Origin of the sequence: Microbispora sp. NPDC046973 (assembly GCF_040644495.1) — a bacterium.
Classification (GTDB): Bacteria; Actinomycetota; Actinomycetes; order Streptosporangiales; family Streptosporangiaceae; genus Microbispora.
The window spans coordinates 46,666-62,390 of the sequence record NZ_JBEYWQ010000019.1; the positions used below are offsets into that span (position 1 = coordinate 46,666).

At 72.8% G+C, this 15,725-nt stretch carries 14 protein-coding genes; 9 read left to right on the forward strand and 5 right to left on the reverse strand.

From position 1 onward, the window contains the following. Positions 1-29: 29 nt before the first annotated feature. Both ABZ860_RS29245 and ABZ860_RS29250 read right to left on the reverse strand, forming a co-directional pair. Positions 30-2,237 carry a protein kinase gene (locus tag ABZ860_RS29245; RefSeq protein ID WP_357226010.1) on the reverse strand — a complete coding sequence of 736 codons (2,208 nt, stop codon included), beginning with the start codon at positions 2,235-2,237 and terminating at the stop codon, positions 30-32. 71 nt (positions 2,238-2,308) lie between these two features. After that, entirely contained in the window at positions 2,309-3,607 is a 1,299-nt protein-coding gene (locus tag ABZ860_RS29250; RefSeq protein WP_357226012.1) for an amidohydrolase family protein, read from the reverse strand. A 75-nt stretch (positions 3,608-3,682) separates the two neighbouring features. Between ABZ860_RS29250 and ABZ860_RS29255 the strand changes: the two genes are divergently transcribed. Next, positions 3,683-4,189 carry a MarR family transcriptional regulator gene (locus ABZ860_RS29255; protein WP_357226015.1) on the forward strand — a complete coding sequence of 169 codons (507 nt, stop codon included), beginning with the start codon at positions 3,683-3,685 and terminating at the stop codon, positions 4,187-4,189. Positions 4,190-4,249: 60 nt separating this feature from the next. After that, positions 4,250-4,906: a ThuA domain-containing protein gene (locus ABZ860_RS29260; protein ID WP_357226017.1), complete on the forward strand. Its 657-nt coding sequence runs from the start codon at positions 4,250-4,252 to the stop codon at positions 4,904-4,906. Between the two features lie 11 nt (positions 4,907-4,917). On the opposite strand, the gene ABZ860_RS29265 is transcribed toward ABZ860_RS29260, so the two are convergent. After that, positions 4,918-5,874 (reverse strand): SIS domain-containing protein, encoded by a 957-nt coding sequence (locus ABZ860_RS29265; RefSeq protein WP_357226018.1) that lies wholly within the window; start codon positions 5,872-5,874, stop codon positions 4,918-4,920. 23 nt (positions 5,875-5,897) lie between these two features. After that, positions 5,898-6,986, reverse strand: coding sequence for a hypothetical protein (locus ABZ860_RS29270; protein ID WP_357226021.1), 1,089 nt, complete (start codon positions 6,984-6,986; stop codon positions 5,898-5,900). Positions 6,987-7,110: 124 nt separating this feature from the next. Here ABZ860_RS29270 and ABZ860_RS29275 point away from each other — a divergent pair, with 124 nt between their 5' ends. From ABZ860_RS29275 to ABZ860_RS29290, 4 genes are read left to right on the forward strand one after another with little or no spacing between them, the layout of a single operon-like run. Continuing rightward, positions 7,111-8,208 (forward strand): spermidine/putrescine ABC transporter substrate-binding protein, encoded by a 1,098-nt coding sequence (locus tag ABZ860_RS29275; protein WP_357226022.1) that lies wholly within the window; start codon positions 7,111-7,113, stop codon positions 8,206-8,208. Beyond that, positions 8,205-9,071 (forward strand): ABC transporter permease, encoded by an 867-nt coding sequence (locus tag ABZ860_RS29280; RefSeq protein ID WP_357226024.1) that lies wholly within the window; start codon positions 8,205-8,207, stop codon positions 9,069-9,071. Before ABZ860_RS29275 ends, ABZ860_RS29280 begins: the two co-directional genes overlap by 4 nt. Further along, positions 9,064-9,837 carry an ABC transporter permease gene (locus ABZ860_RS29285; protein WP_357226026.1) on the forward strand — a complete coding sequence of 258 codons (774 nt, stop codon included), beginning with the start codon at positions 9,064-9,066 and terminating at the stop codon, positions 9,835-9,837. Before ABZ860_RS29280 ends, ABZ860_RS29285 begins: the two co-directional genes overlap by 8 nt. Then, a complete protein-coding gene (locus ABZ860_RS29290; protein WP_357226029.1) occupies positions 9,834-10,898 on the forward strand; it encodes an ABC transporter ATP-binding protein in 1,065 nt (354 codons plus the stop codon). The genes ABZ860_RS29285 and ABZ860_RS29290 overlap by 4 nt, the downstream gene beginning before the upstream one ends. Here ABZ860_RS29290 and ABZ860_RS29295 read toward each other — a convergent pair. Next, complete coding sequence (locus ABZ860_RS29295) at positions 10,876-11,493, reverse strand: helix-turn-helix domain-containing protein (protein ID WP_357226032.1); 618 nt, start codon at positions 11,491-11,493, stop codon at positions 10,876-10,878. The two genes, ABZ860_RS29290 and ABZ860_RS29295, sit on opposite strands and share 23 nt — an antisense overlap. Positions 11,494-11,611: 118 nt before the next feature. Between ABZ860_RS29295 and ABZ860_RS29300 the strand changes: the two genes are divergently transcribed. Genes ABZ860_RS29300 through ABZ860_RS29310 form a run of 3 tightly spaced genes read left to right on the forward strand, consistent with a single transcriptional unit; the run spans position 11,612 to position 15,712 of the window. Beyond that, a complete protein-coding gene (locus ABZ860_RS29300) occupies positions 11,612-12,901 on the forward strand; it encodes a glycosyltransferase (RefSeq protein ID WP_357226034.1) in 1,290 nt (429 codons plus the stop codon). Further along, a complete protein-coding gene (locus ABZ860_RS29305; protein ID WP_357226036.1) occupies positions 12,898-14,304 on the forward strand; it encodes an FAD-dependent oxidoreductase in 1,407 nt (468 codons plus the stop codon). Before ABZ860_RS29300 ends, ABZ860_RS29305 begins: the two co-directional genes overlap by 4 nt. A 10-nt stretch (positions 14,305-14,314) precedes the next feature. Beyond that, the gene (locus tag ABZ860_RS29310) at positions 14,315-15,712 is read left to right on the forward strand and encodes an aldehyde dehydrogenase family protein (RefSeq protein ID WP_357226038.1); all 1,398 of its coding nucleotides are present in this window, start codon (positions 14,315-14,317) and stop codon (positions 15,710-15,712) included. Positions 15,713-15,725: the final 13 nt, after the last annotated feature.

The following is a 15,725-nucleotide window of genomic DNA, read 5'->3' on the forward strand; positions in this document are numbered from 1 at the left end:
GTCACCCGATCGGCGTCCGGGATCAGAAGTCAGGAGATCACCGGAGGGGGCGGGCCGTCCTCCGGATCGGGACTGCGCTGCCCCGGAATGTTCGGCTCAGGGTCGCGCGGTTCGGGACTCTTCGGCTCCGGACTTTTCGGCTCGGGGTCGCGCGGCTCCGGGCTGCGGGACTCGGGCGGCTCGGGGCTCGTCGCCGGGCCCGGGTCCTTCGACGGACTCGGACTCTCCTTGGCAGGCTCCGAGGGCGACTCCTGCGGTTTCGGGCATCGGGGGCCGGCGACCCGCACCTCGGCCTGGCGGGGGCCGCCGGGATCGGCCGGCTCGGTCGTGACGCGCACTCCGAACACGGCCCTCTTCCCGCATTCCACGACGCCGAGGCCGGCGGCCACCGTGAACGAGTAGGACGTGCGGCCCGAGAGCGTGCGGGTGTCGGCCGCCGCCTCGCGGCCGTCGCGCGTGAAGACGCTGGAGACCCTGACCGGGCCCTTGCCCGTGGTCCGCACCGACACCGCCGCCGTCCTGCCGTCCCAATCGTCGATCGCCACGCCCTCGACCGCGGGGGCCGGGCAGGGCGGCCCGGTGAGTTTCCGGGTGTCCGTACGGGTTCCTCCCCGAGCGGCGGGGACCGTGGACACCTCGACCCGCCGGTAGACGGTGGTCCCGCAGGCCGGGGAGGGGAAGGGCTGCTGCAGGCCGATGTGGTAGGACGTCGCGCCCCGCAACCCGACCGTCTGCGAGGGCTGCGCGGCAAGCGCGTCCGGCGACGGCCCGGAGGCGAAACGCGCGGTGAGCAGGACCCGGGCCGCCGTGCTCGCCCGCACGTCGACCGTGACCGCCTGGCCGTCGAACGCCGCGATGCCGAGATCGGTGACCCGCGCGGGCGCCGGCGACGCGGTCGCGCCCATGTGGGAGGGGGTGACGCTCCCCGACGGCCCGACAGGTCCCGGCGGCACGGCCGGTCCGGTGGACACGGACGACACCGGCGTGCCGGACAGCTCGGGCGGCGTCGTCCCGGCGTTGTCACCCGGCCCCGCGGTCTCGTCCGGCGCCGTTTCGCCGGGCGCCGTTTCGTCCGGCGCCGTCTCGCCGGGTGCCGTCTCGCCTGGCGCTGTGTCGCCTGGCGCGGCCGGCGGGGCCGTCTCGAGCGAGTCCGGGGCCGGGGGAAGCGCCGCCGGGGCGCTGTGCGGCGGCGGGGTGAGCAGGGTGTCCTGCGCCATCGGGGTCTGCCGGTTGGCCGCGACCACCGCCGCGATCACGACGGCCGACAGCACGGCCGCGCCGATCGCGAACCGGGGCGCGAAGCGCGCGAGCCGCTCGGACAGCACGGTCTGGGCGAGGGACGTGGACGCCTCCACCGGCTCGGCCGGGGTGGCCAGGGGGAACGTCAGCGCCAGCAGGGTCGCCAGTTCGGCCAGATGGCGGCGGCCCCGCTGCTCCCAGTCGGACCCGTACGCGGCGGTCGCGGCGGTCTCCAGGTCGGCGATGAACGCCCGTGCCGTGGGCGGCCGGTCCACCGGGTTCTTGGCCATGCCGCGGGTGACGAGGGCCCGCACCGAGCCGGGCACGTCCGCCGCCGGGATGGGAGCGCTGCGGTGCAGCATGCGCAGCGCCGTCAGGTCGTCGGCCCGGTAGGGCCGGCGCCCGGTGAGGCACTCGTAGAACACGCAGGTGGCGGCGTAGACGTCGGCGGCCGGTCCGGCGGGCCCGCCGTACCACTGCTCGGGTGCCATGTAGGGCGGCGTGCCCGCAGGGGTCTCCGGCGAGCCGCTCGGCGTCGCGATGCCGAAGTCCGACAGCTTGCTGTTGCCGTCGGCCTGGATCAGCACGTTCTCCGGTTTGTAGTCCCGGTGGACGATGCCCGCGGCGTGCGCGGCCGACAGGCCCGCCAGCGAGCCCTTCAGCACCACCAGCGCCGCCTCCGGGCTGGTCGAGCCGTGCTCGGCGAGAATCCTGCGCAGCGAGACCCCGTCGACGAGCTCCATGACGATCGCCGCGCCGTCGCGCGCCTCGACGTACTCGTACAGGCGCACGACGTTGGGGTCGTTCAGCTCCACCATGACCCGGGCCTCGTGCCGGAACCCGGCGAGGAAGCGCCGATCCCGCCGCAGCTCCTCGCGCAGGTACTTGATCGCGACGTAGGCGCCGGTGGTGACGTAGGTCGCCAGGACGACCCGCCCGGCGCCGCCCGCGCCGAGTTCGCGCACCTCCCGGTAGCCCGGTACCGACCAGGCGTTCATGACGCCGCCCCCTCGGATAGCCCTGACTCAAGGTCTCACCCGAAAGGGCGGTTGTCACCGGAGCAAAAAAGTCACCTTGCGGATGTAGTCCTGGCGTGCGCGGCCACGTGGAGGCCCGCGCGTACGGCGAGGTCGCGGGCGCGGTCCACGTCCACGCCCACCAGGCGGCCCCCGCGCTTGACGACGCGCCCGCCGACCAGCACCGTGTCCACGGCGGCGGTGCCGGCCGCCGTGACGACCGCGGCGACCGGGTCGTGCACGGGCGCGAGGCCGGGGGCTCCGGTGTCCAGGATCACGATGTCGGCCTGCTTGCCGGGGCGCAGCGAGCCGATCCTGCGGTCCATCCCGATCGCGGCCGCGCCTTCGAGCGTCGCCATGCCGAGCACGTCGGACACGGTGAGCTCCGGCGCCGCCTGCCCGGCGCGTCCGGCCGCGAACGCCGCGCGCATCACGGAGAACATGTCGCCGGGGACGTCGGTGACCGTGTCCACGCCGAGTCCCGTCGTGATCCCGAACGACCGCAGCCTGCCGGTCTCGGGGTAGCCGTGCCCCATCTGCGACTCCACCGCCGGGGCCACCGAGGCCGTGCCGCCGCTGGCGGCGACCAGCTTCAGCGACTCGTCCGGGATGCCGTTGCAGTGCACGAACAGCACGTCCGGGCCGAGCAGGCCGGCGTCGTGGAGCCGTTCGACCGGGCCCTCGCCGGTGGCGTGCAGGCTGAGGCGCAGGCCGAGGTCGCGGGCGAGCGCCCAGTCGGCCCGCGCCGCCTCGACCGAGCCGTAGACCGGGCCCCAGACGGCGAGGGCGGCGGTGACCAGGCCGTCGTCGGACGGCAGGAGCGCCGAGCGGACCCGCCGCACCTCGTCCTCGGCGCGGTCGGCGTCGCCCGTTCCCCGGTGGGCGTACCCGAAGACCGCCCGCACGCCGGACTCGCGCAGCGCCTCGACGGCCGCGTCGGTGTGGTCGGGCGTGAGCTGGATGTGCGACCAGTCGTACACGGTGGTGACGCCGGCGTCGAGCGCCTCGATCGCGCCCCAGAGATTGGCGGCGTACACGTCCTCCGCGCGGAAGGCCGGGGTGAGGGTGCCGAGGACCAGGTCGAGGTACGCGCCGAGCGTCGCGTCGGCCGCCATGCCGCGCAGCACGCTCTGCCACACGTGGCGATGGGTGTCCACGAAGCCGGGCAGCACGATGCCGCCGGCGGCGTCGACGATCTCGGTGCCTGCCGTCTCGGCGTCGTCGGTCAGATCGTCCGGCCTCGGGCCGACCGACACGATGACGCCGTCCTCGATGACGACGGCCGCGTCCGGCACGACGTGCGGACGCGGCTCGGTGTCGACGACGGTGCCGTTGACGATGATCGTTCTCATCGCTTACCTCTTTCCGGAATGCTTTCTGCAAAGCTTTCCGAAAAGCTATCAGGGTGAGGGACTAGGCTCAACCTCATGCGACAGCGGGACCGGGTCGACGAGATGATCGACGGATGGCGGGCCGAACTGCCGGAGGCGGCCACCGTCCAGCTGGAGATCGTCAAGCGCGTCAGCCGGCTCAAGGCCCGCATCGAGGAGGTCACCCAGGCGGTGCTCGGCCGCCACGGCCTGACGTACGCGGAGTTCGACGTGCTCGCCACCCTCCGCAGGGCGGGCCGGCCGTATCGGCTCAAGCCGAGCAGGCTCGCCTCCCACCTCATGCTCACGACCGGGGGGACGAGCAACATCCTGCAGCGGCTGGTCGCCGCGGGGCTGGTGGAGCGGGAGCCCGATCCGGCGGACGGGCGCAGCTCGTGGGTCCGGCTCACGCCGCTCGGCGTCGAGAGGGCCGAGGAGCTGTCGCTGGCCACGACCGAGGCGCACCGGGAACTCCTGGCGGACGTGCCCGAGGCGGCCGCGCGCGCCCTGGCCGACCTGCTCAGGGACGTCCTGCTCGCGCTGGGCGACCGCGCCCAGCCGTAACCGCCGCGAACCGCGCCCTGACCACCCGGGACCGCCCCTTACGGGGCCTAAGGTGCTCTCATGTCGCGCAACCTCATCCTGTCCGGGGGGGTGGCCCACGACTTCCCGGCCACCTCGGCCGCCCTCGCGGGCGTGCTCGCCGAGATCGGCATCGAGTCGGAGATCACCGAGGACGTCGCCGGAGCCCTGGCCGCGCCCGCCCCGGTCGACCTGATCACGGTCAACGCCCTCCGATGGAGGATGGACGGCGACGACTTCGCGGAGGAGCGGGACCGCTGGCGTTTCGAGACGCCGGACTCCGTCAGGGCGGCGTTGCTCGGCCACCTCGCGAGGGGCGGCGGGCTGCTGGCCGTGCACACCGCCTCGCTCTGTTTCGACGACTGGCCCGAGTGGGCCGAGATCCTGGGCGGCGCCTGGAGGTGGGGCACGTCGTACCACCCGCCGATCGGCCGGGCGAAGGTCCGGCTCGGCGCCGATCACCCGATCGTCGACGGCCTGGCCGGTTTCGAGGTGACCGACGAGGTCTACACCGACCTCGACCTCCTCCCGGAGGTGGAGCCGCTGGCGTACTCGGACGACCAGCCCCTGTTGTGGGCGAGAACCGTGGCGGGCGGCAGGGTGGTGTACGACGCGCTCGGCCACGACACCCGGTCGTACGAGAACCCGGTGCGCCGCACCCTGCTACGGCGGGCGGCGCGCTGGCTCCTCGGGAGCTGACCTCCGGGGACCTACCGCGCCCAGAGCGTCGCGGCGACGAGCTCGGGCACCAGCGTCTCGGTGAGCAGGGCGACGCCCGGGTCGTCGTCGTGGAGATAGCGCACCGCAGCCGCCTGCCCCTCGACCTCCCCGCCGACGGCCAGCACGTGCGACCCGCGCATGCGGATCCACTCCATTGCCTGCTCGTCGTAGCGCGAACCGGGGAACAGCACGGCCCGGTAGTCGCGGGTCTTGGTGAGGTAGACGTCCACGTGCGCCCAGTCGCCCGTCTCGCACGCGTCCGCCTGGACGCGCGGTCCCTCGCGGAACATCAGCGCCGACTGCTCGGCCGACGACAGCCGTTCGGCCGGCGCGATCGTGTAGACGCCGTGCGGCCCGTCGAGCAGTCTCACGGCGTCCGCCAGCCACTCGCGCCGCCGCTCCAGCAGGTCGGCGGTGGCCGCCGCGGCCCGCCGTACGAGGCCCGCCACGGCACCGGGGCCCTCCACGAGCGCGAGCAGGAGGGCGAGCGTGTGCTGGAAGGTCCGGCAGGCGACGCCGCCCCGCTCCTCGCCCGCGAGCATCGGGACGACCAGGTCGGCGCCCTCGGTCACGGGGGAGCCGGGCCGGTTGGTCAGCGCCACGACGAACGACCTGCCCCCATGACGGGCGAGGGCGTCGAGCGTCTCCCGGCTGCCGCCCGTCGCCGACACCACGACGGCGGCGGTGCGCTGGCCGGGCGGGGTGCCGAGCGCGGCGGAGGCGTACTCCGCGACGGCGTCCACCCCGGCCGCCCGCAGCCGCTGCGCCGCCACCCCCGCCGCGTAGCGCGAACTGCCCATGCCGAGGAACACGACGCGGTCGAACCGTCCCTCCTTGAGCCGGGTGGCCAGCCCCTCGAACGGATCGCCGCCGTCCAGGAGGCCGGCCAGCGCATCCAGTGCCTCCGGCTTCGCCTCCAGGTCGGCAAGGAAGAGCTCCGCGTCCACGTCCATCTCCTTCGAAATGTCTTTCAGGCGTACCAGGCCCGCAGCACGCCCATCGGCGCGTACCGCCAGCGCGGCAGGTGGCGGGCGGCGTAGATCAGCTCGCGGCACTCCTGCTCGACCTCGAACGGCCGCAGCAGCGACCGGTCGAGCAGGTCGGCGCGGCCGGCCCGCGCGAGCGTCCGGGCGTAGGCCGCCGTCAGGTCCCGGCGCGCCGCGGCGGCCCAGGCGGCCGTCGCGTCCGGGTCGGCGGACCTGCGCCTGACCGCCACCTGCCCCGCGTGGTCCACGCTGGTCGTGAGCTGCGCGAGGTCGCGGGCCGCGGGCTGGTAGGGGTCGGCGTCCGCCACGGTCGGGTTGCCGTCGAAGTCGACCACCGCGTAGCCGTCCCGCCAGCGCAGGATCTGCCCCACGTGCAGGTCGCCGTGGACGCGGATCAGCGGGGTGGCGGGGGTGCGCGTGAGGGGCTCCAGTTCGCGGCGCAGGGCCTCGGCCCGCCCCGCCAGCCACGCGCCGTCCGCGCCGTCCGTCAGCGCCAGGGCCTCACGCAGCGCCTCCTCGGCCCGGACCCGCCACGCCTCCTCGCCGGGCGGCGACAGCCGTACGGGGTCGGGGAAGACCGCGGACGGGGTGGCCAGCGCGAGGTGCAGTTCGGCGGCGAGGGCGCCGATCTCGGCGGCGAAGCCGGTGCGGCCGGCCTCGGCCTCGTCCACGCACCACTCCCAGCCGTCCCGCGCCTCGGGCAGGTACGCCGTCACCAGGGCGACCAGCGCGTCCTCCCAGTAGACCGCCGCGTACGGCGTGGCCGTACGCGCGAAGCCCGCCAGATGGGCGAGCAGCCCGGGTGCGGGGTGCGCGGCCCGCGACGGCCGGGGGAACCACTTGACGACCACGGTCTCGCCCGCGACGACCGAGTGGTTGGTCTGGTCCACCGTGATGGCCCGTTCCCCCGGGGGCACCGGCGGCAGCGGCCGCAGCGCCCGCACCGAGAAGGGCGGCGGAGCCGCTCCCCGAGCCAGGTCGCGCAGCACGCGCTCGGTGACCCCTTCGGCCGCCTCCAGCATGAGGACGCCGTCAGGGCCCTCGGTCACCGGGGGCCAGCGGGAGCCTTGCACTCGGTCTCCTGAACGTGGATTCAACGCGGAAACGAAAGGGGCAGGTAGACGTAACGGGAAAAGTCTTGTCTATGTTGATCCGTCCTGCAACACTGGCCGCCATCCTCACGCAAGGGAGCCCCCCATGACGCGCCGCGTGCCCCTCGTCGTGGCCTCTGCCTTTCTGGCGTCCGCCCTGACCGCCTGCGGCGGAGGCGCGGCGACCGACTCCGCGGGTGCGCCCGCGACTCTCGACGCCAAGGCGGACCTGTCCAAGCAGAGGCTGACGATCTCGATCTGGGACGGTTACAGCCCGAAGGATCTTCCGCAGCGGGTGAAGGCCGCGCTCGGTTTCGAGACCGACGTCGCCATCCACGACACGAACGAGACGATCGTGGCCAAGCTGACCGCCGGAGGCGACAGCGGCATCGACGTGGCGTTCGTGTCCGGTCAGTACGCGCAGGCGCTCAACGCGCAGGGCCTGCTGGAGCCGATCCACCGTGAGCTGGTGCCGAACCTGAAGAACCTCTACCCCGAGGCGTCCCAGCTCGCCTACGACAAGGGGAACGTCTTCTCCGTCCCGTACACCTGGGGGACCACCGGGCTGTGTTACCGCAGCGACCTGGTGAAGACGCCGCCGACGAGCTGGAACGACCTGCTGAGCCCGGCTCCCGAGCTGAAGAAGAAGATCACCATGATGACCACCGAGCGGTGGCTGGCGCTTCCGGCGCTCAAGTCGCTCGGAGCCTCGGTCAACACCACCGACCAGGCCACGCTCGACAAGGCCAAGCAGCTGCTGCTGAAGGTCAAGCCCGACCTGCTGGCCTACGACGACACCACGTTCGGCGACCGGCTCAAGTCCGGCGAGGCCGTGATGGTCGAGGCGTGGGACGGCTGGTGCCCGACCTCAGAGAAGAACATCGAGTTCGCGGTGCCGAAGGAGGGCAGCGACCTCTGGGCGGACACGATGGTGATCCTCAAGAGCTCGAAGAACAAGGAGGCGGCGCACGCCTTCGTCAACTTCATCCTCGAGCCCGAAAACCACGGCTGGGTGCCCGCGAACATCCTCTACAGGATCCCCAACAAGGCGGCCATGGACACGGTCGACCCGGCGCTGCTCAAGAGCTACCCGGCACTGGCGCAGCCGCCGTCCGAGCTGCTCAAGGGTGAGAGCCTGGTCGACCTGGGCGAGGCGTCCGCCGCGTACACGCGCCTGTCCACCGAGGTCTCGGCGGCGCAATGACGGCCCGACAGCCCGCCCGTGGCCTCGGCAAGGCGGCCGGCCGTCTCGCGACGATGGGGCCCGGGTTCGGCTACCTGACCGTCTTCCTGCTGGTCCCGCTGGCGCTGGTGCTGAGCTACACCGTGTTCAGGCGGGGCCGGTTCGGGGGAGTGGTCTACGAGCCGACCGGGGAGAACTTCACCCGCCTCGCCGACCCGCTCTACCTCGACGTGGTGATCGGGTCGGTGAGGCTCGCGGCGATCACGACGCTGCTCGCCCTGCTGCTCGGGTATCCGACGGCGTACCTGATCGCGAGGCTGCCCGCCCGGTGGAAGGTCGTCGCCCTGGTGGCGGTCGTGCTGCCGTTCTGGACGAACTTCCTCATCCGTACGTACGCCTGGATCGTGCTGCTCAACTCCGAGGGGCCGGTGAACGCCGGGTTGAAGGCGCTCGGCCTGGGGCCGGTGGAGCTGCTCTACACGGACGGCGCCATCGTCGCCGGGCTGCTCTACGCCTATCTCCCGCTGATGATCCTCCCGCTGTACTCCGCCGTGGAGCGGCTGGACCCGCAGCTGCGGGAGGCCTCGGCGAACCTGGGCGCACGTCCGGCAAGGACGTTCTGGTCGGTGACGCTCCCGCTGTCGCTGCCCGGTGTGCTGACCGGATGCGTGTTCGTGTTCGTGCCGAGCCTGGGCAACTTCGTCATCCCGGAGCTGCTCGGCGGGGGACGCCGGATCATGGTCGGCAACCTCATCCGCGACCAGTTCCTCAAGGCCCGCGACTGGCCGTTCGGGTCGGTGCTGGCGCTGGCCGTGATCGCCGTGCTCGTGGTGCTGCTGTTCGCCCAGGCGTGGGCCGCGCGGAGGGCGGGACGCGGTGCGTAGACACGGCTGGCTCCGGCTGCCCTTCTGGCTGACCTATCTGTTCCTGTACGCGCCGATCGTCGTGCTCGTCGTGATGTCGTTCAACCGGAACAGGTCGCCCTACTCGTGGGGCGGCTTCTCGCTCGACTGGTACGGCAGGCTGGCGGGCAACGCCTCGATCCGCACCGGGCTGCTGAACACGCTGATCGTCGCCCTCGGCGCGACGGCGCTGTCCACGGTGCTCGGCACGTTGCTCGCGGTCGGGCTGGCCCGCCACACCCGCTCGCGGCTGCTCGACGCGCTCTCGACGCTGCCCGCGATCCTGCCCGACCTCGTCATCGCGATCGGGCTGCTGGCGTTCTACTCCGCGATCAAGCTGACGCTCGGGCTGCACTCCGTGCTGATCGCGCACACCGTCTTCGGCATGGCCTTCGTCGCGGCCGTCGTCCGCGCCCGGCTGGGCGGCGTGGACACGTCGCTGGAGGAGGCGTCCCGGGACCTCGGCGCGACCCCGCTGACCACGTTCGTCAAGGTCACCCTGCCCACGCTCGCCCCGGGCATCCTCGCGGGCGCGCTGCTGGCCTTCACGCTCTCCCTGGACGAGTTCGTGATCGCGTTCTTCACCGCGGCTCCGTCCGAGCCGACGCTGCCGATCGTCATCTACTCGATGGTGCGGTTCGGCGTGACCCCCGAGATCAACGCGCTGGCGACGCTGCTGCTCGCGGTGAGCTTCACCGTCGTGATCGTCGCGCAGCGCCTGACCAGACTGACCGAGGCCCTGCGATGACTCTCATATCCATCGACGGCGTCAGCCGCCGGTTCGGCGAGGTGACCGCGCTCGACTCGGTCGACCTCGGCATCCGGCAGGGCGAGTTCTTCGCCCTGCTGGGACCGTCCGGCTGCGGCAAGACCACCCTGCTGCGGATCCTCGCCGGGTTCGAGCAGCCGGACACCGGCTCGGTGCGCCTCGACGGCGCCGACCTGCTCGCGATCCCCGCGCACCGCCGCCCGGTCAACCTCATGTTCCAGTCGTACGCCCTGTTCCCGCACATGAGCGTGGAGAAGAACGTGGCGTACGGCCTGGAACGGGAGCGGCTGCCCCGCCAGGAGATCCGGGAGCGGGTCGGCGCCGTGCTGGAGACCGTCGGCCTGACGGCGCAGGCCCGCCGCAGGCCGCACGAGCTGTCGGGCGGGCAACGCCAGCGCGTCGCCCTGGCCAGGGCCGTCGTCAAGCGTCCCCGGCTGCTGCTGCTCGACGAGCCGCTGAGCGCCCTCGACAAGAAGGTGCGCTCGGAGATGCAGCTCGAACTCAAGCGGCTGCAGCACGAGGTCGGCATCACCTTCGTCGTGGTCACCCACGACCAGGAGGAGGCCATGTCGCTCGCCGACCGGATCGCGGTGATGAACGGCGGCCGGGTCGAGCAGGTGGACGCCCCCGTGGACCTCTACGAACGGCCGCGCACGCCCTTCGTGGCCGGCTTCATCGGGGCCAACAACCTCTTCACCGGAAGGGTCACGGGCAAGGGCCTGGAGGTCGACGGGCTGGGCGTGCTCCCCGCGCCCGCGGGGAGCACGGAGGGGGAGACGGCGATGCTCGCGGTGCGGCCGGAACGGATCCGCCTCGGCCCGGTCGCGGCGGGCGAAGGGGTGCTGCGCGGCCGGGTCGTCGACGTCAGCTTCTACGGCGGCGTCTCCCACGTGGCGCTGAGCGTGCCCGGTCACGACCGCGCGGTGCTGGCGGCCACGCAGGGGCGGGCGAGGGTCGAGACCGGCGCCGAGGTCGCCGTCTCCTGGGACGGCGGCGACGCCGCCCTCGTCGACGGGGTCAGCGGCGATCGGCGGGCCTGAGCGGGTGGCCCGTGGCCAGGCGGGCGTAGTCGAGGATCAGCTCGACGGCCTTGTCCGGGTCGATCGAGTGGTGCCGGGCGATGATGCGGTAGCCGTACGCGTCCTCGAGCGCGACGAGGTTGCGGGCGATGGTCTCGGAGTCCTGCGCCAGCGTGAAGACGCCGTGGGCGGCGCCCGTCTCCAGGATCGTCTGGTACATCGACACCTGCCGGTCGAACAGCGTGGTCAGCAGCGTCGCGTAGACGCGGTTGCGTCCGGCGGCGCCGCCAAGCTCGCACAGCAGCCGCACCCCCGCGTCGTCCGGGCCGTCGGGCAGGCCCGAGCGGATCGTGACGACGAGCTTGTCCGCCGGGTCGGAGATGCCGCTGATCTTCTTCATGCGCCGCTCGTAGAAGCGCTCCATGCCGGCGTGCTGGGCCTCGATCAGCAGCTCGCGCAGGTCGGGGTAGTGATAGAGCACCGCGCCGGAGGTGAGCCCCGCCTCCTCGGCGATCTGGTTGAGGTGGACCCCCTCGGCGCCGTGCTGGAGCATCGCCCTGTGGGCCGCGTCGATGAGGTCGAGCCGCCGGTCCGCCTTGCTCTTGCGCTGTGTCATCCCGCCCCTGTCATTGCACCTCGCTTCACATCGCGCACACGATACTCCCCCAGCCCTTGACGGGTGTATCGCCCTCGTATTTGAATCTCGCTTCAACTAGCTGTGGAGGAGCCCCCCAATGACGGCCACGCCCTTGACGATCCTGTTCATGCCGGAGAGCGCCTACGGGCCGACGAACAACTGCGTCGGGATCGGCGACGTCCTGCGCCGCCGTGGCCACCGTGTGGTGTTCGCCGCCGAGGCGTCGTGGAAGGGCAAGCTGGAGGCGCTCGGCTTCGAGGAGGACCTGGTCGACCTGGCGCCGCCGGCGCCCGGAGGACAGGACGCGCCGGAGCAGGACGCGGGCCAGTTCTGGAAGGACTTCATCCGCGACACGGCGCCGGAGTACCGCAAGAGCACCCTGGACCAGCTGGAGACGGTCATCAAGCCGATCTGGGAGGCGCTCATCGACGGTGCCAAGTACTGCGAGCCGCAGCTCAAGGCCATCATCGAGCGGGTGCGGCCCGACGTGATCGTCGAGGACAACGTGGTGGCGTTCCCCGCCCTGGTGACGGCGGGCGTCCCGTTCGTACGGATCGTCTCGTGCAACCCGCTCGAGGTGAAGGGCCCGGGCGTGGCCCCGCCGTTCTCCGGACTGCCGGCCGATGGCACCGGCTGGGCGCAGTTCCGGGCGGAGTACGACCGGACCCACCGTGAGATGTGGGAGGCGTTCAACGCGTGGGTGGCCGAGCAGGGCGCCCCGGCCCTGCAGGACCTGGAGTTCATCCACGAGGGCGACGCGAACCTGTACGTGTATCCCGAGATCGCGGACTACACGGCGGAGCGTCCTCTGGGGGACTCCTGGACCCGCGTCGACTCGTCCGTACGGGAGACCGACGAGGAGTTCACGCTGCCGGACATCCCCGGCGAGGGCGCGCTGATCTACTTCTCGCTGGGCTCGCTCGGCTCGGCCGACGTCGAGCTGATGCGCCGCGTGATCTCCGTGCTGGCCCGCACGCCGCATCGGTACATCGTCTCCAAGGGCCCGCTGCACGAGGAGATCGAGCTGGCCCCCAACATGTGGGGTGCGGAGTTCGTCCCGCAGACGAAGATCATCCCGATGGTCGACCTGGTGATCACACATGGCGGCAACAACACGACGACCGAGGCGTTCCACTTCGGCAAGCCCATGATCGTCATGCCGCTGTTCTGGGACCAGTACGACAACGCCCAGCGCGTGCACGAGACCGGGTACGGCGTCCGCCTGGACACCTACGGATTCGCCGACGAGGAGCTGACCGGGGCCATCGAGACGCTGCTCGGCGACCAGGACCTGCGCGACCGGCTCGCGGCGGCCGGCGAGGAGATCCGCCGCCGCGACGGCCTGCGCGTGGCCGCGGACGTCATCGAGAACATCGCGGCCAAATGACCAAGGGCAGCCGCCTGATCGAGGACGCCGCTCCACGGGTCTTCTGGACCGACCGGCCCGGGGCGCCCGGCCCGTACGAGCCCCTGCACGGCCGCACCACGGCGGACCTGCTGGTGGTGGGCGGCGGCTTCACCGGCCTGTGGGCCGCCGTGCTGGCCAAGGAGGAGAACCCCGCCTGCGACGTCGTCCTCCTGGAGGCGCGCTCGATCGCGTACGGCGCGAGCGGCCGCAACGGCGGGTTCGTCTCCGACTCCCTGACCCATGGGCTCGGCCAGGGAGCCAGGCTGTGGCCGTCGGAGAACGCCGCCCTGCTCGCGCTCGGGCGGGCCAACCTCGCGGCGATCGCCCGCTTCGTCGACGACCACGGCATCGACGCCGACCTCCGCCTGGTCGGCAAGACCACGGTCGCGGTGGCGCCCCACCAGGTGGAGGAGCTGAGGCGGGCCGAGAAGCTGCACCGCGAGCACGGCGAGGACGCGGTGTTCCTCGGCCGCGACGAGATGCGCGCGGACGTCGAATCGCCCACCTATCTCGCGGGGCTGCGCCTGCGCGGCACCGGCGGCGTCCTCGACCCCGCCGCGCTCGCGTGGGGCCTGGCCCGCGTCGCGGCGCGGCTCGGGGTGCGCATCCACGAGGGCACCGAGGTCACCGCGCTGACCCGGACCCGTACCGGCGTGGAGGCCGTGACGGGAGGCCGCCATGCGGTGGCGAGCGGTGTGGTGAGCGCCGGGCAGGTGCTGCTGGCCACCAACGCCTTCCCCTCGGCCCTGCGCAGGCTGGGCCTGTTCGTGCTGCCGGTCTGGGACTACGTGCTCGTCACCGAGCCGCTGTCGCCCGCGCAGCGGGCGTCGCTCCGGTGGCAGGAGGGCCAGGGCCTGACCGACGCGGGCAACCGGTTCCACTACTACCGGCTCACCCGTGACGATCGCATCCTGTGGGGCGGGTACGACGCGATCTACAACTTCGGCGGCGGCGGCTCCGAACAGCGCGACGCCACGCACGAGCGGCTCGCGCGGCACTTCTTCGCGACGTTCCCGCAGCTGCGTGGCCTGCGCTTCACGCACAGGTGGGGCGGGATGATCGACTCGACCAGCCGGTTCACCCCGTTCTTCGGCACGGCGATGGGCGGGCGGCTGGCCTACGCCCTCGGATACACCGGCCTCGGCGTCGGCGCGGCCAGGTTCGGCGCGCTGACCGGCCTCGATCTGCTGGCCCGGCGGTCCACCGCGCGGACGCGGCTGCGCATGGTCCGCCGTCACCCGGTGCCCTTCCCGCCCGAGCCGCTGCGCTGGCCCGTGGTGCAGCTCACCCGCCGCGAACTCGCCCGCGCCGACCGGAACGAGGGCCGCAGGGGGCCCTGGCTGCGGTCACTCGACCGTTTCGGCATCGGCTTCGACAGCTGAGGACGACCTCATGACGACATTGATCAATCCCGCCGACGGCCGGACCCTGGAGGACGTGCCCGACACCCCGGTCGACGGGGTGGCGCGGGCCGTACGCGGGGCCCGGGAGGCCTTCGAGCAGTGGCGCGAGACGACGCCGGGAGAGCGGGCGCTGGTGCTGCTGCGCCTGGCGGACCTCGTCGAGCGGGACGCCGCGGAGCTGACCCGGCTGGAGGTCGAGGAGACCGGCAAGCCCGCCGCCGTGTTCCGGGACGGCGAGCTGCCGTTCGCCGCCGACAACCTCAGGTTCTTCGCCGGCGCGGCCAGGTCCCTGGACGGCACGGGCGCCGGCGTGTTCAGCGCCGGATACACGTCCGTGCTGATCAGGCGGCCGATCGGGGTCGTGGGGGCGATCGCGCCGTGGAACTTCCCCCTCATCATGGCAGTCTGGAAGATCGGCCCGGCCGTCGCCGCGGGGAACGCCGTCGTGATCAAGCCGGCTCCCCGGACGCCCCGCACCACGCTGCGGCTCGCCGAGCTGTTCGCCGAGGCCGGGGCGCCGGAGGGCCTCGTACGGGTGGTGACCGGCGGAGCGGACGTGGGGCGGGCCCTGGTGACCGACACCGGCGTGGACATGGTCAGCGTGACCGGGTCCACCGCCACCGGCCGGGAGGTCATGCGCGGCGCGGTGGACGGCCTCAAGCGGGTCCATCTGGAGTTGGGCGGCAAGGCCCCCGCGCTCGTGTTCGCCGACGCCTCGCTGGAGGACATGGCGGCCGGGGTGGTCATGGGCGCCACCTACAACACCGGCCAGGACTGCACGGCCGCGACCAGGGTGTACGTCGAAAGAGCGCGGTACGCCGAGGCGGTCGAGGCGCTGCGGGAGGCCGTCGCCCGCGTCCGGCCCGGCGACCCCTGGGCGCCGGACGCCGACATCGGCCCGCTGATCAGCGCCGAGCACCGTGAGCGGGTGCACGGCTTCGTGACCAGGGCGTCCGGCCGCGTCGTCCACGGGGGCGCGCCGATCGACGGCCCCGGCTTCCACTACGCGCCGACGCTGATCGCCGACGCCGACCCGGCGAGCGAGATCGTGCGGAGCGAGGTCTTCGGCCCGGTGCTGGTGGCGATGCCGTTCGACGGCGAGGACGAGGCGGTGCGGCTCGCCAACGCCACGCCGTACGGGCTGGCCTCGTCGGTGTGGTCCACGGACGTGGCCCGCGCCCTGCGCGTCTCCCACCGGCTGGACGTGGGCGTGACGTGGGTGAACGACCACCTGCCGATCGCCTCGGAGGCGCCGCACGGAGGCGTGAAGGGCAGCGGGTTCGGCAAGGACATGAGCCAGGAGGCGGTGCTGGAGTATTCGGTCACCCGGCACCTCATGATCAAGCACGCGGCCCCGCAGGCGCGCGACTCGTTCCGCCCTGCCTGAGCGGCCCGCCTGC